This window comes from Streptomyces sp. NPDC059224 (genome assembly GCF_042754285.1).
GTDB lineage: Bacteria > Actinomycetota > Actinomycetes > Streptomycetales > Streptomycetaceae > Streptomyces.
Genome location: NZ_JBHZAN010000023.1, coordinates 13161 through 29051 on the forward strand (window position 1 = coordinate 13161; position 15891 = coordinate 29051).

13 protein-coding genes are annotated in these 15891 nt (G+C 69.4%); 10 read left to right on the plus strand and 3 right to left on the minus strand.

The window, feature by feature from the left end:
• Positions 1–31: 31 nt before the first annotated feature.
• The 6 genes from ACFXI4_RS25225 (at position 32) to ACFXI4_RS25250 (ending at position 9305) form a co-directional block, all read left to right on the plus strand.
• On the plus strand, positions 32–268 hold the full coding sequence (locus ACFXI4_RS25225; protein WP_384994808.1) for a hypothetical protein: 237 nt from the start codon (positions 32–34) through the stop codon (positions 266–268).
• Positions 244–990, plus strand: a complete 747-nt coding sequence (locus tag ACFXI4_RS25230) for a thioesterase II family protein (protein ID WP_384994811.1) — start codon at positions 244–246, stop codon at positions 988–990. Before ACFXI4_RS25225 ends, ACFXI4_RS25230 begins: the two co-directional genes overlap by 25 nt.
• 61 nt (positions 991–1051) lie before the next feature.
• Positions 1052–2866: a non-ribosomal peptide synthetase gene (locus ACFXI4_RS25235; RefSeq protein ID WP_384994814.1), complete on the plus strand. Its 1815-nt coding sequence runs from the start codon at positions 1052–1054 to the stop codon at positions 2864–2866.
• Between the two features lie 49 nt (positions 2867–2915).
• The gene (locus tag ACFXI4_RS25240) at positions 2916–4592 is read left to right on the plus strand and encodes a PhpK family radical SAM P-methyltransferase (protein ID WP_384994817.1); all 1677 of its coding nucleotides are present in this window, start codon (positions 2916–2918) and stop codon (positions 4590–4592) included.
• Positions 4593–4662: 70 nt separating this feature from the next.
• Entirely contained in the window at positions 4663–8028 is a 3366-nt protein-coding gene (locus tag ACFXI4_RS25245; RefSeq protein ID WP_384994820.1) for an amino acid adenylation domain-containing protein, read from the plus strand.
• Positions 8025–9305 carry an MFS transporter gene (locus tag ACFXI4_RS25250; RefSeq protein ID WP_384994822.1) on the plus strand — a complete coding sequence of 427 codons (1281 nt, stop codon included), beginning with the start codon at positions 8025–8027 and terminating at the stop codon, positions 9303–9305. Before ACFXI4_RS25245 ends, ACFXI4_RS25250 begins: the two co-directional genes overlap by 4 nt.
• A gap of 70 nt (positions 9306–9375) precedes the next feature.
• Here the strand turns inward: ACFXI4_RS25250 and ACFXI4_RS25255 are convergent, their stop codons facing one another.
• Together ACFXI4_RS25255 and ACFXI4_RS25260 are read right to left on the minus strand one after the other, a co-directional pair.
• The gene (locus ACFXI4_RS25255; protein ID WP_384994825.1) at positions 9376–10113 is read right to left on the minus strand and encodes a LuxR C-terminal-related transcriptional regulator; all 738 of its coding nucleotides are present in this window, start codon (positions 10111–10113) and stop codon (positions 9376–9378) included.
• A 65-nt stretch (positions 10114–10178) separates the two neighbouring features.
• Positions 10179–10376: a hypothetical protein gene (locus ACFXI4_RS25260; protein WP_384994827.1), complete on the minus strand. Its 198-nt coding sequence runs from the start codon at positions 10374–10376 to the stop codon at positions 10179–10181.
• A 317-nt stretch (positions 10377–10693) separates the two neighbouring features.
• Here ACFXI4_RS25260 and ACFXI4_RS25265 point away from each other — a divergent pair, with 317 nt between their 5' ends.
• The 3 genes from ACFXI4_RS25265 (at position 10694) to ACFXI4_RS25275 (ending at position 13690) form a co-directional block, all read left to right on the plus strand.
• Complete coding sequence (locus ACFXI4_RS25265) at positions 10694–11665, plus strand: LuxR C-terminal-related transcriptional regulator (RefSeq protein ID WP_384995195.1); 972 nt, start codon at positions 10694–10696, stop codon at positions 11663–11665.
• A 627-nt stretch (positions 11666–12292) separates the two neighbouring features.
• Positions 12293–12607 carry a hypothetical protein gene (locus ACFXI4_RS25270; protein ID WP_384994830.1) on the plus strand — a complete coding sequence of 105 codons (315 nt, stop codon included), beginning with the start codon at positions 12293–12295 and terminating at the stop codon, positions 12605–12607.
• Between the two features lie 426 nt (positions 12608–13033).
• A complete protein-coding gene (locus tag ACFXI4_RS25275) occupies positions 13034–13690 on the plus strand; it encodes a TetR/AcrR family transcriptional regulator (RefSeq protein ID WP_384994832.1) in 657 nt (218 codons plus the stop codon).
• A 49-nt stretch (positions 13691–13739) separates the two neighbouring features.
• Here ACFXI4_RS25275 and ACFXI4_RS25280 read toward each other — a convergent pair whose 3' ends face one another.
• Positions 13740–15251 (minus strand): MFS transporter, encoded by a 1512-nt coding sequence (locus ACFXI4_RS25280; RefSeq protein ID WP_384994834.1) that lies wholly within the window; start codon positions 15249–15251, stop codon positions 13740–13742.
• A gap of 66 nt (positions 15252–15317) precedes the next feature.
• Between ACFXI4_RS25280 and ACFXI4_RS25285 the strand changes: the two genes are divergently transcribed.
• Complete coding sequence (locus ACFXI4_RS25285) at positions 15318–15779, plus strand: MarR family winged helix-turn-helix transcriptional regulator (protein ID WP_384994837.1); 462 nt, start codon at positions 15318–15320, stop codon at positions 15777–15779.
• Positions 15780–15891 lie beyond the last annotated feature (112 nt).

Here is a 15891-nt window from a genome sequence, read left to right on the forward strand (position 1 = left end):
GCGGGACCTGCCGGCACGTACCGGAACGCCGGTGCGCCTCGCCGCCGCCGACCGGCGCGACGGCGGAGCCCTCCTCCAGGACCTGCGGCTGCCGTACGCCGGCGGAGAACCGGTGCGGCACACGGCGGACCGGACCATCGAGCAGACGGCCTGGCCGGCGGCACACCTCGACCAGGCGGACCACTTCAGCGGAGCGGACCCGGTGATCCGGGCGGACGACAACAGCGATCGGAGACAGCGGCCGTGGCAGGCAAACCCCATGTTGTGATCAGCGGTGACCCGGACACGGCCTCGTTGCGCGTCCTGTTGGTCCCGCACTCGGGAGCCGGAGCGGCGAACGCGCGCGTCCTGGTGCCCCACCTGCCGCCGGACTGGCAGCTGTCGGCCGTCAGGCTCCCCGGCCGCGAGTCCCGCGTCCGCGAGCCGGTCGGAGACCTGCCCGGTCTGGCCGCCGACGTGGCGGCAACGGCGCGCGCTCTCGCCGGTACGGCACCCCTGCTGGTGGTCGGCGTCTGTGCGGGCGCCGTCATCGCCCTGGAAGCGGTACGGACGCTCCAGGACTCCGATCCGGGGCTGGTGGCGGGGCTCGTCACCGTCTCCTACTGGTCGGTGGACCACGCGCCGGACGCCACGAGACTTCTGCCCGACGGTGACGACACCGAGGAGCTGATGGCCGCGGTGCGCGGCTTCGGCTACGTCCCGCAGCACGTCGCCGACGACGACATGGCGCGCATCTACCTGCCGCTCATCGTCGCCGACATGCGGGCCGTCCAGGACTACCGGAGCGAGCCCGAACCCGTACTCACCTCTCCCCTCCTGGTGATCTCCGGCGAGGACGATCCGCTGTGCCCTCCGGAGCGCGTCGCCCGCTGGGCGCCGTTCGCCGAGCGGTCCCGGCAGGCCCGGATCCCGGGCGGACACATGCTGCTGGTCGAGCGCCCGGCGGAACTGGTGGGAGCGATCGCGGCGAACCTGGACCACTTCCGATGAGCCCCGACCACGCGGGCCCCCGCCACGACACGACCCCACACGACGAGAAAGGTGCGCGGTGATGGAAGCGACCGAGACAGCGGCCGAGCGGCGGCTCGACCTCCTCCTTCTCCGGCAGTGGGAGCGCGAGCCGGACCTGCTGGCCCTCATCCGCGGCGACAGCGTTGTCACCGCGGGCGAACTCAAGAGCCGGGTGCTGGCCCTGGCCGCAGTCCTCCGCGACCAGGGCGTGGTCGACGGCGACCGGGTGGCGGTCTACCAGCCCCGCTCCATCGAGTTCGTGGTTTCCCTGCTGGCCGTCGTGTTCGCCGGCGCGGCCCACGTCGCCTTCGACGTCGGCGACCCGCCCGAGCGGACCCGGCACGAGATCGAGGACTGCACGGCCCGCCTGGTCCTCACTACCCGGGAAGGAGCGGCCCGCCTCGACCCGCCTGCGCCGGTCCTACTGGTCGACGGCCACCGGCAGCCGGCTCCCGACCGGCTCGCGCCACCTCGCACCACGCCCGACGCGCCCGCCGTCGTCCTCTTCACGTCCGGCTCCACCGGCCGCCCCAAGGCCTCCGTCATCAGCCACGCCGCGGTTGCCTCCCGGATGGCGGCCTTCCAGAGCGGCCACCCCATGGGCCCCGGCGACCGCGTCCTGCACCACACCACCTGCACCTTCGATCTCTACCTCGCCGAGCTGTACTGGCCGCTGCTGGTCGGCGCGGCAGTGGTGATTGCCGAGCCGGGACGGCAGCGCGACGCAGCCCATCTCGAGCGGCTCATCCGCAGCACACACGTCACGACGTTCTGCTGTGTTCCCTCACTGCTGGAACTGTTCCTCCTCGACCGCGACGGCGCCGAACGCTACGACGGGCTAAAGTACGTCATCGCCGGTGGTGAAGCCCTCAGCGCCGACCTGGTCCGGCGCTTCCACGCTCGCTCCACCGCCTCGCTGACCAACATCTACGGGCCCAGTGAGTGCACCGTTTTCGCCACCGCCTGGACCTGCCCGCGCGACCCGGATCCGGAGCTGGTGCTCATCGGCCCGCCGATACCCGACACGACTGTGCACCTCCTCGACGAGAACCGCCGGCCGGTCCCCGACGGGCAGCCGGGCGAGATCCACATCGGAGGCGTGGGCGTGGCTGACGGATACCTGGGCCGTCCGGAGCTGACGGCGCAGCGGTTCGTCACGGGAGTCCCCGGCACCGAGGGCCGCCTGTACCGCACCGGGGACCTGGCCCGCCGTCACGCGGACGGTGCACTGGAGTTCCTGGGGCGGATCGACCACCAGGTGAAGATCCGTGGGGTGCGGGTGGAGACCGGGGAGATCGAGGCGACGGCGCTGCGCTGTCCCGGGGTGCGCCAGGCCGCCGTGGTCGCCGCGGGTGACGGCAGCGACAAACGGCTCTACGCCTACGTCGTACCGGAGCCGGACGCGGATCGTGCGGCGCTGCCCGGCGAACTGCGTGCCCGGCTGGGGGAGTGGCTCCCGCAGGCCATGCTGCCCTCCGCCATCGCCGTCCTCGATGCGCTGCCCCTTACCCAGAACGGCAAGCTGGACCGTCGGCTGCTGTCGGAACGTGCCCTGGCCGTACGCCCGGCGCCGCCCACGCCGCTCCCGGCGGCCACCGACCTCTCCACCCCCGACCGCATGGAGGATCTGGTGTCCGGGATCTGGCGGGCGGTGCTGGGTGTGCCCCGGCTTGCCCGTGACGAGGACTTCTTCGACATCGGCGGGGACTCCTTCCGCGCGGTACAGGTCATGGGCGCCGTCCAGGACGCGCTCGGCCGCAAGGTTCCGCTCGACGTCCTGCTGCGCCGGCCGACCGTGCAGCTGTTCTCGACCGAGTTGCTGGCGCTGACCAGGAACGAAGAGCCCTCGCACTGACCCCCTTCCGCCTCGCCGTCCGCCCTCCCGAAGAGACCGGAGCTCAGTCATGGCCCCCACCTCAGACCTGGACTGCCTGATCATCGGCTACAACGACGTACCGTTCTCGCAGCAGTGGAACCGGGTCAGCAACCGCGGCGCGCGGGATCCCGAGCGCCTGATGTTCATGCGCGACCACCTGCTGTTCGACGGCGAACGGCTGCCGTACATGGACGTGATGAACAAAGTCCTGCACCGTGCCGGAAAGATGGACGAGAACGTCTACATCCACGGCGGCGAGACCCCCAACCTCGCCGCCCACTACCTGGCCAACTACCTGCTCAGGCACGGTTTCTCCGCGGAGTGCACCAGTCTCTTCGGCTGCGAGCAGGACCGTATCCGCGACATCCTCCAGACCCGGCGCCCCCGCGTCGTGGCGATCACCACGACGTACTACATCATCCCGAACCCGGTCGTGGAGATCACCCGCTTCATCCGTGAGGTGCTGCCCGGGACGACGATAGTGGTGGGCGGCCCGCTGGTCGGCAACCTGCTCAAGGACCTGGAGAAGGACGAACTCTCCGAGGTCCTGACGTGGATGGACGCCGACGTCTACATCAACGAGTCGCAAGGAGAGTGGACCCTCACCCAGGTCGCCGCGGCGCTGCGCGAAGGCAGCGACCTGAAGGACGTACCGAACCTGTTGCTGCCCACCGGTGCCGGCGACTTCAAACTCACCCGGATCAAGGCCGAGGCCAACGTGCTGGACGAGTGCGCCATCGACTGGTCCACGTTCGGCGACAGCCTCGGCCCGACCGTGCACACCCGCACCGCGCGCAGCTGCGCCTTCAAGTGCAGCTTCTGCGACTACCCGATACGTGCCGGCGCGTTGACGCTGGCCAGCGTGGAGACCGTGGAACGGGAACTGCGACAGCTCGACCGGATGGGCGTCAAGCAGATGGTGTTCATCGACGACACCTTCAATGTGCCCGGACCCCGGTTCAAGGAGCTGTGCCGGATGATGGCGCGCAACGACTTCGGATTCCAGTGGTACTCCTTCTTCCGCGCGGGCACGGCCCGCGACGAGGAGACCTACAACTTGATGGCGGAGAGCAAGTGCCGCGCGGTCTTCCTCGGCATCGAGGCCGGCGACGACGGGATCCTGCGCAACATGTCGAAGGTGGCCACGCTCGACCGCTACCGGGTCGGCATCGAGCGCCTGCACACGCGGGGCATCGACACCTTCGCCTCGTTCATCTCCGGGTTCCCCGGTGAGACCGAGAAGACCGTCCAGAACACCATCGACTTCATCAACGAGGTCGGGCCGACCTTCTGGCGCACCGAACCCTGGTGGTACAACCACCGCGCGCCGGTGCAGAAGCAGGCGGCCGAGTTCGGGCTCACCGGACGGGAGTACAGCTGGCGGCACAACACCATGGACATCAACGGTGCGGTGGACGCCTGCCACGCCCTGTTCGACCAGGTGACCAACTCACTGTGGATGCCGGGATACAACTTCGACTTCTGGGCGCTTCCCTACCTCATGGGCAAGGGCCTCGACATGCCGGACATCGTCGAGTTCCACCGGCTGGCCCGGCAGATCATGGACTACAACGACCGCCCGGGCGCCGGTCCGGCACCGGAGATCGTCGACCGGATGTACCACGTCTTCGACAACGCGCCGCGTATCACTGGAAAGTACCGTCCGCCGGCGGGCCGGGAGGCCGTGCCCGCCGCGGCGGCCTGAGCGACGCGACCGCGCGCGCAGTGCCCCTTTCCCGCCTTTCCGCAGCGCCAGACCACGAGGATGGAACCGCATGATCGCGCCCCAAGACCTGCTCAACCCGGGACTGTCCCCGGGAACGTCGTGCGACACCGCCGGCGTGCACGACGTCTTCGCCCGGCGTGCCCGGGAGTTTCCCGGCATGACCGCCGTCGCCTCGGTGGCGGGTCCCGACACCGCCTGGGCCGACACCGAGCGGCTCACGTTCGCCGAACTCGACGCGCTCGCCGACCGGTTGGCGCACCGGCTGACCGCTCTGGGCGTCGGCATCGAGTCCCGGGTGGGCATCTGCGTCGAGCCGTCCGTGGGGCTCGCGGTGGCCATGCTCGGCATCATGAAGGCGGGCGCGGCCTTCGTGCCGCTCGACCCCGACTATCCGGCCGCCCGGCTGAGCCACCTGCTGGAGCACTCCGGCGCCGCCGTGGTCGTCGCGCAGCCGGAGACGGCGGCACGGCTCCCGCACGGCGGCGCCGAACTCCTGCTGCTGGACGCCGGATTCACGGAACTCGCCGGTGAGCCCGCGCCTCCCCAGCGGGTGGAGGTGGGCCCGGACAGCACGGCTTGCGTCATCTACACCTCCGGATCCACCGGTGCGCCCAAGGGTGTGCTGATCACCCACCGCGGTCTCACCAACCTCGCGCAGGCCGCGGCCGGCACCTTCGGTCTCGGGCCCGGACAGCGGTTCCTCCAGCTCGCCTCCGTCAGCTTCTCCGCCGCCCTGGAGGAGATCTTCCCCGCCCTGCTCAGCGGTGCGACGCTGCTCATGGCCGGCTATCAGCGGGCGCTGCCGACGGTCCGCCACTTCCTGCGGATCCTGGAGCGGTACGAGGTCACCGGCTTCGAGATCACCACCGCTTACTGGCACCAACTGGCCGACGAACTGGCCGAGTCCGGCCGACGCCTGCCCGACACGGTCCGATGGGTGGTGATGGGCGGCGACCGGGTGCGCCCCGACCGGGTGCTGGCCTGGCGCGAGTCCGGGATCCCGCTGATCCACGTCTACGGCCCCACCGAGTCGACCGCCACCGCCACCTACCACCACTCGGGCCGCACCGCGCCTCGCTCGGACGGACTGCTGCCGATCGGCACCGCCATCGACAACACGGACGTACGGCTCCTGGACGGCGACCTGCTTCCCGTGGCCAGGGGCGACGCCGGCGAGGTGTTCGTCGCGGGCCGAGCCCTGGCCCGCGGCTACCACCGGGCGCCGGGCGAGACCGCGGCTCGCTTCCTGCCCGACCCGTACGGACCCGCCGGCACCCGGATGTACCGCACCGGCGACCTGGCGCGGCTGCTCCCGGACGGCCAGCTGGAGTTCCTGGGCCGCACGGACAACCAGGTGAAGATCCGCGGGTTCCGGGTCGAGCCCGGTGAGATCGAGGCGGTACTCCAGCAGCATCCCGCCGTACGACAGGCCCTGGTCACCGTGGAACGGCGGGAGGACGGCAGCGAGAGCGCGGTCCTGCTGGCCCACGTCACACTGGCCCCGGGAGAACTCCCGGCCCAGCCGGACGACCCGCGCGCCGCGCAACTGCACGACTACCTCGCCGGGTTGCTCCCGGCCTACATGGTGCCGGCCACCGTCACCGTCCTGGACGCGATTCCGCTCACCGCGCACGGCAAGGTCGACTTCGCGGCGCTGTCGTCCACGGCACCGGGCGGGTCGGACGGCGCCGCGGCCGGCCGGCGGGCCCGGCCGGGCACGGAGGCGGACCTGGCCGCGATCTGGCGGTCGGTGCTCAAGCTTGACCACGTCGCCGCGGACGACGAGTTCCTCGCCCTCGGTGGCAACTCGCTGCAGGCGGTGAAGATCGCGGCACGGCTGCACCGCGAACTCGGCATCGACATCCTGCCCAACGACCTGCTGGCGTCCCGGACCGTCGCCCAGCTCGCCGCACTCATCGACGGCAGACGACCGGACGGGCAACCGACCCCGCAGGCCGCGCAGGCGGCCAAAGAGGTCGAGATCCGCGAGATGGCCCAATGGGCCCGCAAACGCGCCGCCATCGAGGCCTCCCTCGCCCGGTACGCCGACGGTCGTCGCGCCGCACCGATCTCACCGGCCCAGCAGGGCCTGTACATGCTCAGCCAACTCGCCCGGGACATCCCGCTGTACAACGAGGCCTGGCAGTGCCGGCTGACCGGACCGCTGGACCGCAGCGCGTTCGACCGCGCCATCGAGGAGATCGCCCGACGACACGAGTCGCTGCGCACCTCCTTCGGTCTTCTCGGCGGCAGCCCGGTCCAGTTCGTCGCCCCGGACACGGACATCCCCGTACGGTACGTCGACGTGTCGACCCGGCCGCACGACGTGCCGGCACTGCGCGAAGCGGAGATACGTGAACCGATCGACCTGGCCGAGCCCCCGCTGCTGCGGGTCCTCGTCCTGTCCCTGTCACCGACCGAGCACATCGCCGTGTTCACCGCGCACCACCTCATCATCGACTTCGTGTCCGTGGACGTCTTCATGGACGAACTCGCCGCCTGCTACGCGGCCTTCCGCACCGACCGCGACCCGGACCTGCCGGCGCCCCCGCTCCAGTACGGCGCCTACGCACTGTGGCAGCGCAACCACCTGCGGGGAGAGAACCTCGACCGGCTGGTCGACTACTGGCGCGGCCGGCTCGCGGATCCGGAGCCCGAGCCGCTGGACCTCGGCTTCGACCGTCCCGCACCGGAGACCGCCGACTACCGCGGCCGACGTCTGGCGGTGGACCTGCCCGCCGCCCTGCGGGAAGCCGTTCACACGCTGGCCAGGCGCGAGGGCGTCACCCCGTTCATGGTGCTGCTCACCTGCTTCTACTCCCTGCTGCACGCCCGCTCGGGCAGCGACGACCTCTGTGTGGGCACGCCGGTCGCCAACCGGGGCGGTCCGCTCACCGACCGGCTGATCGGCTGCGTCAGCAACACCGTCGTCCTGCGCCAGAAGGTGCCCACGGGCGTCCGCTTCCGCGACCTTCTGGCCGCGGTGCGCGACAACTGCCTCGGCACCTACGCACACCAGGCGCTGCCGTTCGACCAGTTGGTGGAGAAGCTGGGTCCGCGCCGGCACCCCGGCCGTAGTCCGTACTTCCAGGTGCTGCTCGCGCTGGAGGACGCGAAGGCGCTGGAGCGCTCCTTCTCCGGACTGACGCTCGACCAGAACGTCATCCTGCCGACCGGATACGCGAAGTTCGAACTGGTCTGCGTGGTCGAGGACCACGGCGACCGGCTGGAAGTGGGCCTGACCTACCGCACGAGCCTGTTCGACGAGGCCACGGCGCGCGACCTCGCCTCAGCATACGAACGGCTGCTCACCCAGTACACCACCGACCCGGACCAGCCCGTCTCGGCCGGAACGGACGCCGCGTACACCGGCGGCCGACGCACCCCTCTCGGCAATACCGTGGAGAATCAATGACGACCGACGCAACCGACGCGCCGGAACGGCCGGCTCCGGACCGGCCCCTGGCCGAGCTGATCAGGAACGCGGCGTACTGGCGGTGGGTGGCCGCCACCATGCTGTACCGGCTCCCTCCCATCATGGCCCCGTTCGCCCTGGTCCTGGCCAGCACCCACTACACCGGCAGCCCGGCCGTGGGCGGCATGCTGGTCGGCTTCACGACGGTGCCCTGCATCCTGGTCGCGCCGCTGTTCAGCCGGCTGCTGGAGCGGCTGGGCCGCGAACGGTGGACTCCGCGCGTCCTGGCCGCGGGTGGCGTCGGGCGGCTCGGAGTGGCCAGCGGCTTCGCCATGCACGCCCCGCTGTGGATCCTGTTCGTCCTGTCCCTCATCGGCAACATGGGCACCTTCGGGGTCGGCGGCGCCATCAGGACCCTGCTGCGCACCACGGTGCCGCAGCGACTCATCGGCTCCGCGTTGTCGCTCGACGCGGTTCTCGTCGAACTCATCGTCATCGGAGCACCCTTCGTGGTCTTCGTCTGCGCCCTCTTCGGTCCTGCGTACGCGCTGGCCGTCATGGGTGCCGCCATGCTGGCCGACGCGCTGCTGCTGTGGCCGAAGCGGTCCGGCGCGGCCGTTCTCCAGGAGGTGAACGAGGCCATCGGCAAGCCGGAGAAGAAGGACGACGGAATCGCACCCGGCCTCCCGGACTCGGTCGGCGTCTGGCGCAACCCGGCCTTCCTGTTCTGGGCGCTGGTGACCATGGCCTTCGGACACTTCCTGGGCACCGCCGAAGTGGGCGCGCTGCCCCGGGTGACCCTCGACGGCGGCGGCGCCTCCGAGGCCGCCGTCCTCACGGCGGTGCTCGGCGGGGCCAGCGCGCTGGCCGGGCTCGTCTATGCCTGGTACGCGACCCGGATCGGCGTCGGGTTCACGGTGCGTGCCGTCGTCCTACTGCTCACGATGACTGCGGCCACACTGGTCATCGCCACCGTCTCGGGCTGGTGGGGACTGGTCGCGGGCTTCGCACTCCTCGGTCTGTGCGCCGCTCCGCTGAACTCGGTGATGACGGAGGCACCCGGGTACCTGGTCCCGCAGTCCCGGATGTCGGAGGCCTTCACCGTGCTCGTCGCCACGCAGAGCATCGGATACGCGTTCGCCGGTGTACTCCTCGCCGGTGTCAGCGTCCATCACATGCTGCTGCTCGGCCCGGCGACAGCGGTCGTGGCGCTGGCCGCCGCCGTCGTGCTGCGGCCCGATCGGGCGGGGGCCGCCCTGGCCGCCGTCGCACGCTAGCTCTCCTGCTGAACGAACCGGTGGCCCGTCCCCTGGGGACGGGCCACCGGTTCGTCATCGCCGTGCGTGCTCAGCTCGGCGGCCGCTGAGTCGGACGCCTGTTCGCGTAGCTGTGGCCCAGCAGTACCGCCTCGGTACGGGTGCGCAGGTTGAGCTTGGTGAGGATGTGGTAGACGTGGCTGCGGACCGTAGCCTCCTGGACATGCAGCCGATGGGCGATGGCGGTATTGGTGATGCCGTGACCCAGGGCTTCCAGCACCTCCAGCTCCCGCTCGGTCAACACATCCTCGACCTGGGGCAGCGACAGGTGCTCGCGCCGGATGCCGTCCGCCATCCAGGCCACCAGGACCTCGGCGATGGAGGCGGACAGATAGGTGCGTCCGCCGTGTGCCTCCAGCACGGCGGTGCCGAGATCATGCTGGCTGGTGTTGCGGTCCACGAAGCCGCGGACCGCGTACTTCACCGCCTTGCGCAGCGTGACGGCGTCGTCCGGCTGCATCAAGGTCACCACGGCCGGTCTCCGACCGGTCGTGACCTGATCGTGCAGCGCCGTTCCTGCCCTGTCCTTGAGATAGTCGCCACCGACGAGCAGCACGTCGGTCCGTGTCTGCAGGGCACGGCTGGATGCCAGTCTCGCCGAACCGAAATCGGCAACGATCTCGATCTGCGCGTAGGAGTCGAGGATCGCCCGGATACCGGCCCGCAGAATCGGGTCTTCGTCCAGGATGACCAGGCGGACAGGCTGGTCCGTCGCGCGGGGCGCGAAGTCGGCGCGTGGAGGTGCGGTCTGACCCTCCGTCGAGGTCACGGTGGTGGGCTCCTTGGGACTCATGGCGGCGGTCACGTCGTACTCGAGGCGAGCAGAGTTCCAGGTCAGAGCGATTTGACAACGTTATCCTGGGCCGGAGCGGACTGCGCGGACCGACCGGAGTCGTGCAGGGCCGAGACCAGCCCTACGGAGTCCCAGCCGATGCCGTCCCCCACCAGGGCGACGGAGGCTGCCCTTCCGACGGCGGAGAGGGAAGCGACGGCGAGGATGGCAGCGGCCACGAGGCCCGCGATCTTGTACATGAGAAGTACTCCTCATTCACGATGCGGCATGGGATCCAGATAAGTCCCGAGAAGGACGATCCCTTACTTACGGTGAGTCAGGAATCAATCCGTCTGGTGCGGCGGTCACCGACGATCAGCAGTCTTGCCGATGGGCCAGTGCCGATGGAATACCCACCTGGTGGCACCTCCGTGCCGAGGCACCTTAGTGCCACATCCCTGGTCAGCCCACTTCAGGTCAACTCTTGTGTGGTTGAAGCGAGTCCGACCGGGGCACAATCAGCGCGTTGCGTGCGAGACGGGGGAGGGAAGAAGACAGGAGAAAACGCCTGGTGACGATGCTAGCTGTTCTGGGCCTCAGCTCGACGGCCGAAGCCGTATACATGACTCTGGCGGACCGGCCGCAGTCACGGTCCGTAGAACTCGAAGAAGCACTCGGCCTCAAGGAAGACGAAATATCCACCGCACTCGCAGAATTAGCCGCCTTGTCTCTCGTCCGCCCGTCAAGAGAAGATCCCGCGAGCATCCGTGCGGTGAGTATCCCGGTCGCCCTCACCAAGCTGATACGCAACCAGGAAGTCAAACTGGCCCGGCAGGTGGAGGAGTTGGCCGCCATGAGAGAGGCAGTGGCGGAAGCCCGGGCGCCCCTCAGCGTCGTATACGACTGCACGGAACGACTGATCGGTATCGACGCCATCGAGATGAAACTTGAGATCCTCGCCCAAGAGGTCGAGGACGATTGTCTCGCGGTGCTCCCCGGCGGCGCCCAGTCCCAGGCGAGCCTCAACGCCTCCCGCCCTCTCGACGAGGAAGCGCTGAGGCGAGGAATCACCCTGCGCAACCTCTATCAGGACACCATGCGCCACGACGGGCCGACGCGTACCTACGCGGAGTGGCTGGCCGAACAGGGGGGACAGGTGCGCATCGCCACCGTGCTGCCGCCCCGCATGCTGATCTTCGATCGGAAGGTCGCGGTCGTGCCGATAAATCCGGACAACTCCCGCGCCGGCGCGCTCATCACGCGCGAGCCCGGCATCGTCGCCACTCTGGTCGCGACGTACGAGCTGGCATGGACCGCCGCCGTCCCGTACAGCAGAGATCAGAGCACGCATCCGGACCACGGCCTGACGGAGACCCAGCATAAATTGCTGACCCTGCTGGCCCAGGGCATGACGGACCAGGTTGCTGCCAAACGACTGGGAATCGGACTGCGCACGGTACGTCGGCAGATGTCCGCCATCATGGAGCGCCTCGGCGCACAGAGCCGGTTCGAAGCAGGAATGAAGGCGGCGCAGAACAGTTGGCTGTGACGTCTACGCCTCACCCCGCACATCCCGCGGTCGTCAACTGCCCAAGCCCACACCGCTCCTTTCTCAACGCAGTCCACTGGTCCCGGCGCCCACCGGCGCGGACGGGATCGATAAGGACAGTAGGGACGGACAAGGCCGGAGACAACCACGATTCTGCTGAGTCGGCATCAATGGAACGCTGATGACGAACTCTTCGACACCAGAGAAGAAACGTGCCTGCTTAGCCCTCGATCCACCGCCCGATGTCTGTGGACGATGCTTGGGAAAATGAAGAAGTGCCTTTGACCTGCGATGATGGGAGTTCTTCACGCTTCTGGCACGCACAATCAGCAAGGTATTTCCGAGATGCAAATTTCCCGCACGCCGGCGACGGTCTCCGCTGCGTTCGATGCCCCGAATCTGATCGCGCAGGCCGGGCCGTCCCGGTGATGCGGCTGGCAGAGCGGTGTGGTCTGCTGCGACTGGTGACGTAAAAGGTCAAGTTGATCGGGGCGACGAAGGACGCGGGTACGGTGGCGGACGCGAAGGTCACCAGCATCGTGGGCGGCATGGCCGCAGGCACAGACAGTATCGACGACCTCGACGCCCTGCGGCACGGTGCGATGCCGGCCATGTTCGCAGGTACCCGTGCCCCCCTCCACGCTCGGCACTTTCCTGCGCGCGTTCACCCACGGCCATGCCCTCCAACTTCCCGCCGTGTACAGGAGGTTCCTGGGTGCGCCGGCCGCGCGTACCCCACTGGTGCCCGGGGCCGACCAGATGGCGTTCATCGATGTCGACCCCACCCACAAACGCGTCTACGGCCGGACCAAGCAAAGCGCCGAGTACGGTCGGTTCAACGGCATCCGCACCCTCCACCTGCTTGCTGGCCACGGTCTGCACTCCACAGTCCTGGCCGGATATCGCCGGGGTCCGGATGTGCGGCGGCTACTCCTGCACTGAAAGGTCTTCCGGTGGAACTCCCTGCATCACGCCAGCTCGACCGCAGGTTGAAAAGACCTCCGTGTCTGCTTATGGCCGGCTGCTTGAACGATCAGTTCTGTCTGTTCCGTCCGAGAGGGGTGGCCGGAGGCGCCGGATTGCGGCTCGAATCTCTCTGGGAACAGGCAGGACCGCATCAGCACTAACCCGGAACGGTTCACTGGTCATCGTGCGGATGCTCCACCACGTAGGTACACATGTCGTAACGGTGGCTGCATCTCACCGCCCGCCCGCCCGCCCGCCTGGTCCCCGGCCCGTTTCGCCGGCTCCCCGCCCGGCCAGGCAGTACCCGGCGACAACGGAGCTGTCCTCTCCCTGGGCGGCCGGGTGCGGAAGCGGAGGTGCTTCTCCGTTCAGATAGGCTAGGGCAGTCGAGGGAGGTCGGACGTGGGCGAGCCGGAAGAGCCCGGGCAGTCGGTGCGGCCCCGGCGCAGGGATGCCGCGCGCAACCGGGAGGCGCTGATTGCCGCCGGGCGGGAGTTGTTCGACGCGGGGGGCCTCAGCCCGACCCTTGACGATGTCGCGCTGCGGGCCGGTGTCGGTGTGGGCACCGCCTATCGGCACTTCGCCAACAAGTACGAACTGGCTGACGCCGTCCTCGCCGAGTCGTTCGATGCCATGTTGGCGGAGGCCGAGCGGGCGGCGGCGCATAAGGACGGCTTGGCCGGGCTGGCGGCGTTCTTCGAGGCGGTCCTGCGGCCGCAGGCCGCCAAGCGCGCGCTCCTGGATTTCCTGCGCAGTGCCCCCGAGGGCCCGATGCTGCCGGATGTCCGTACCCGGGTCGAGTCGTGCATCGAGCAGTTGCTGGAGCGCGGACAGGCCCAGGGCACGATCCGTGCCGAGATTACGTCGACGGACGTCGGCGTGCTGATGTCCCTGCTGACGACGCTCATCGATACCTACGGCAGGGCGTCCCCCGACCTGTGGCGCCGGTTCGTCCCCCTCCTGCTCGACGGCCTGCGTTCCGACGCTCCCACTCCGCTGCCCGTCCCGCCCCTGGGCCGCGGGGAGTTCCTCGCCCTGGTCAAGGGCGAAGGGGACTGACCCGTGGGAGCGCACTGCCGGCGGGGGTGCAGGCCGTGCAGGGGGCCGCTCACTGGAAGGCCGGTGCCGCGGGCTGGGGGCCGGACGGCTCGGCGGCTACGGCCAGAGACGTCTTCGGCCTGATCAGCGCGGTGCACAGTGCGGCGGTGAACGCGAAGGCAGCGGCGCCCCACCAGAAGCCCGTCGCGTACCCGTGAACGGCAGCGCGGGCGAGCATCGACGGGCCCGCCGGACGGTGGGAGTGCAAGTAGCCGCTGGTCGCCGACGCGACAAACGTGCTGATGACAGCCACCCCTAGCGCTGTGCCGATCTGCTGGCCGACATTGTTCATGCTGCCGGCGGTGCCTGCGTCGCGCGGGTCGTCCGGAACGCTGCCGATGGTCACGGCGATGACGAAGTAGACGCCGACACCGACGCCGACCAGCACGAGTCCGGGAAGAACGCGGGACGCGTACGCGGCCTGAACGCCCACCCTTGTGAGCAGTGCGGCCCCGAGCGCCGACAGGACCAGTCCTGAGGCGACGATGGTCCGGGCGGTGAAGCGCGGAAGCAGGGCACTTTGGGCGATGGTGGCGCCGACCGCGATCCCGACGGGCAGGGGAAGGAAGGCGAGGCCGGTTCTGATGGGGGTGTAGCCGAGGATTCCCTGGAAGTAATAGGTCAGGAAGAGGAACAGCGCGAACAGCGCGGCACTGCCCAGCAGCAGGCTCAGATAGGCCGCGCCGCGGTTCCGGTCGATCACCACCCGCAGGGGGACGAGGGGATTGACCGCGCGGCGTTCGACGGCGACGAACCCGGCGAGGAGAATCGCGCCGCCGACGAGGGAGCCGATCGTGAGTGCGGAGCCCCAGCCGTCCTTCTCGGCCTGGGCGCTGCCGAACACGAGCAGGAACAGACCGCCCGACGCCAGCAGCACACCGGGAAGATCTAGGCGCGGCCGGTCCGGGTCGGCGGAGTTCGTCATCAAGGTCAGCGCGCCGACAAGGGCGACAGCGGCGAAGGCGATGTTGACGAACATCGTCCACCGCCAGTCCAGGTAGCTGGTGAGCAGCCCTCCCAGCAGCAGGCCGAGGGCTCCGGAGCCGCCGCCGACCGCGCCGAACACAGCGAACGCCTTGTTGCGTTCGGCGTGGTCGGTGAAGGTGACGGTGATCAGGGAGACCGCGGTGGGCGCCAGTGCGGCGGCGAACACTCCCTGCAAAGTGCGCGCGATCAGTAGCACGGCCGTGTCAGGGGCGGCGCCGGCGAGGGCGGAGAACACGCCGAAGCCCACGAGGCCCACGATGAAGACCCGTTTGCGTCCGACCAGGTCGGCCAGCCGTCCTCCGAGCGGGAGCAGGCTGCCGAAGGCGAGGACGTAGGCCGTCACCACCCACTGCCGGGTCGCGTCGGAGAAGTGCAGCCCCGCCTGGGCCGAGGGGAGCGCCACATTGATGACGGTGGCGTCGATCAGGATCATCACCTGGGAGATCAGGACGACCAGCAGGATCAGCCATCGGTGTGCGTGGTGCGGATCGGCGGTTGTTGCCGGAGTTCCGGCGGGTTCTTCGGATCGGTTCATGCCTGCACCATAGAGATGCGTGCGCTCGCACGCAAGTGCACACGCATCTTTGTTATCATGGTCGTCATGAGACCGCCCTCCACCAGGCACGCGATCATCTCCCAGCCGCAGGAGGACGCCTGGTTCGCTCTCCTCTACACGCACGCGGCGCTGACCGCGCGGATCGAGGCCGTGCTGATGGAGCGGCACAAGATCTCGTTCAGCGCCTTCGAGATCCTGTGCCGTCTGCAGGATCTGGAGCCACAGCCCGTGCGGGCGCTGGCCGGCGAACTCGTCAGCGTGAGCCCCACCCGCGCGTCCCGGCTGGTGCAGGAACTGATCGACCGAGGCCACCTGCACCGCAGCGCCGACCAGGGCGACGGCCGGATCTCCCTGATCGGCTTCACCGAAGCGGGCCGCAGGTACGCCGATACGGTGGCCGAGACCTTCGAAGCGGCCGTACAGCAGTACTTCGTGGCACCGCTCGGCGAGCAGGACATCGCCGCCCTCATCCGCATCTGGCGAAAGCTCGAGGCCGCCGAGGACTGAACCGGCGGGAATCGCCGCCCGCGGCCGGCCGGGCGGCACCCGCCCACCGAGGTGCCGAGGGTGAGGACACCGGGGCGTGGGCCGACGATTTCGGTCATGGCCCAGGACGGCA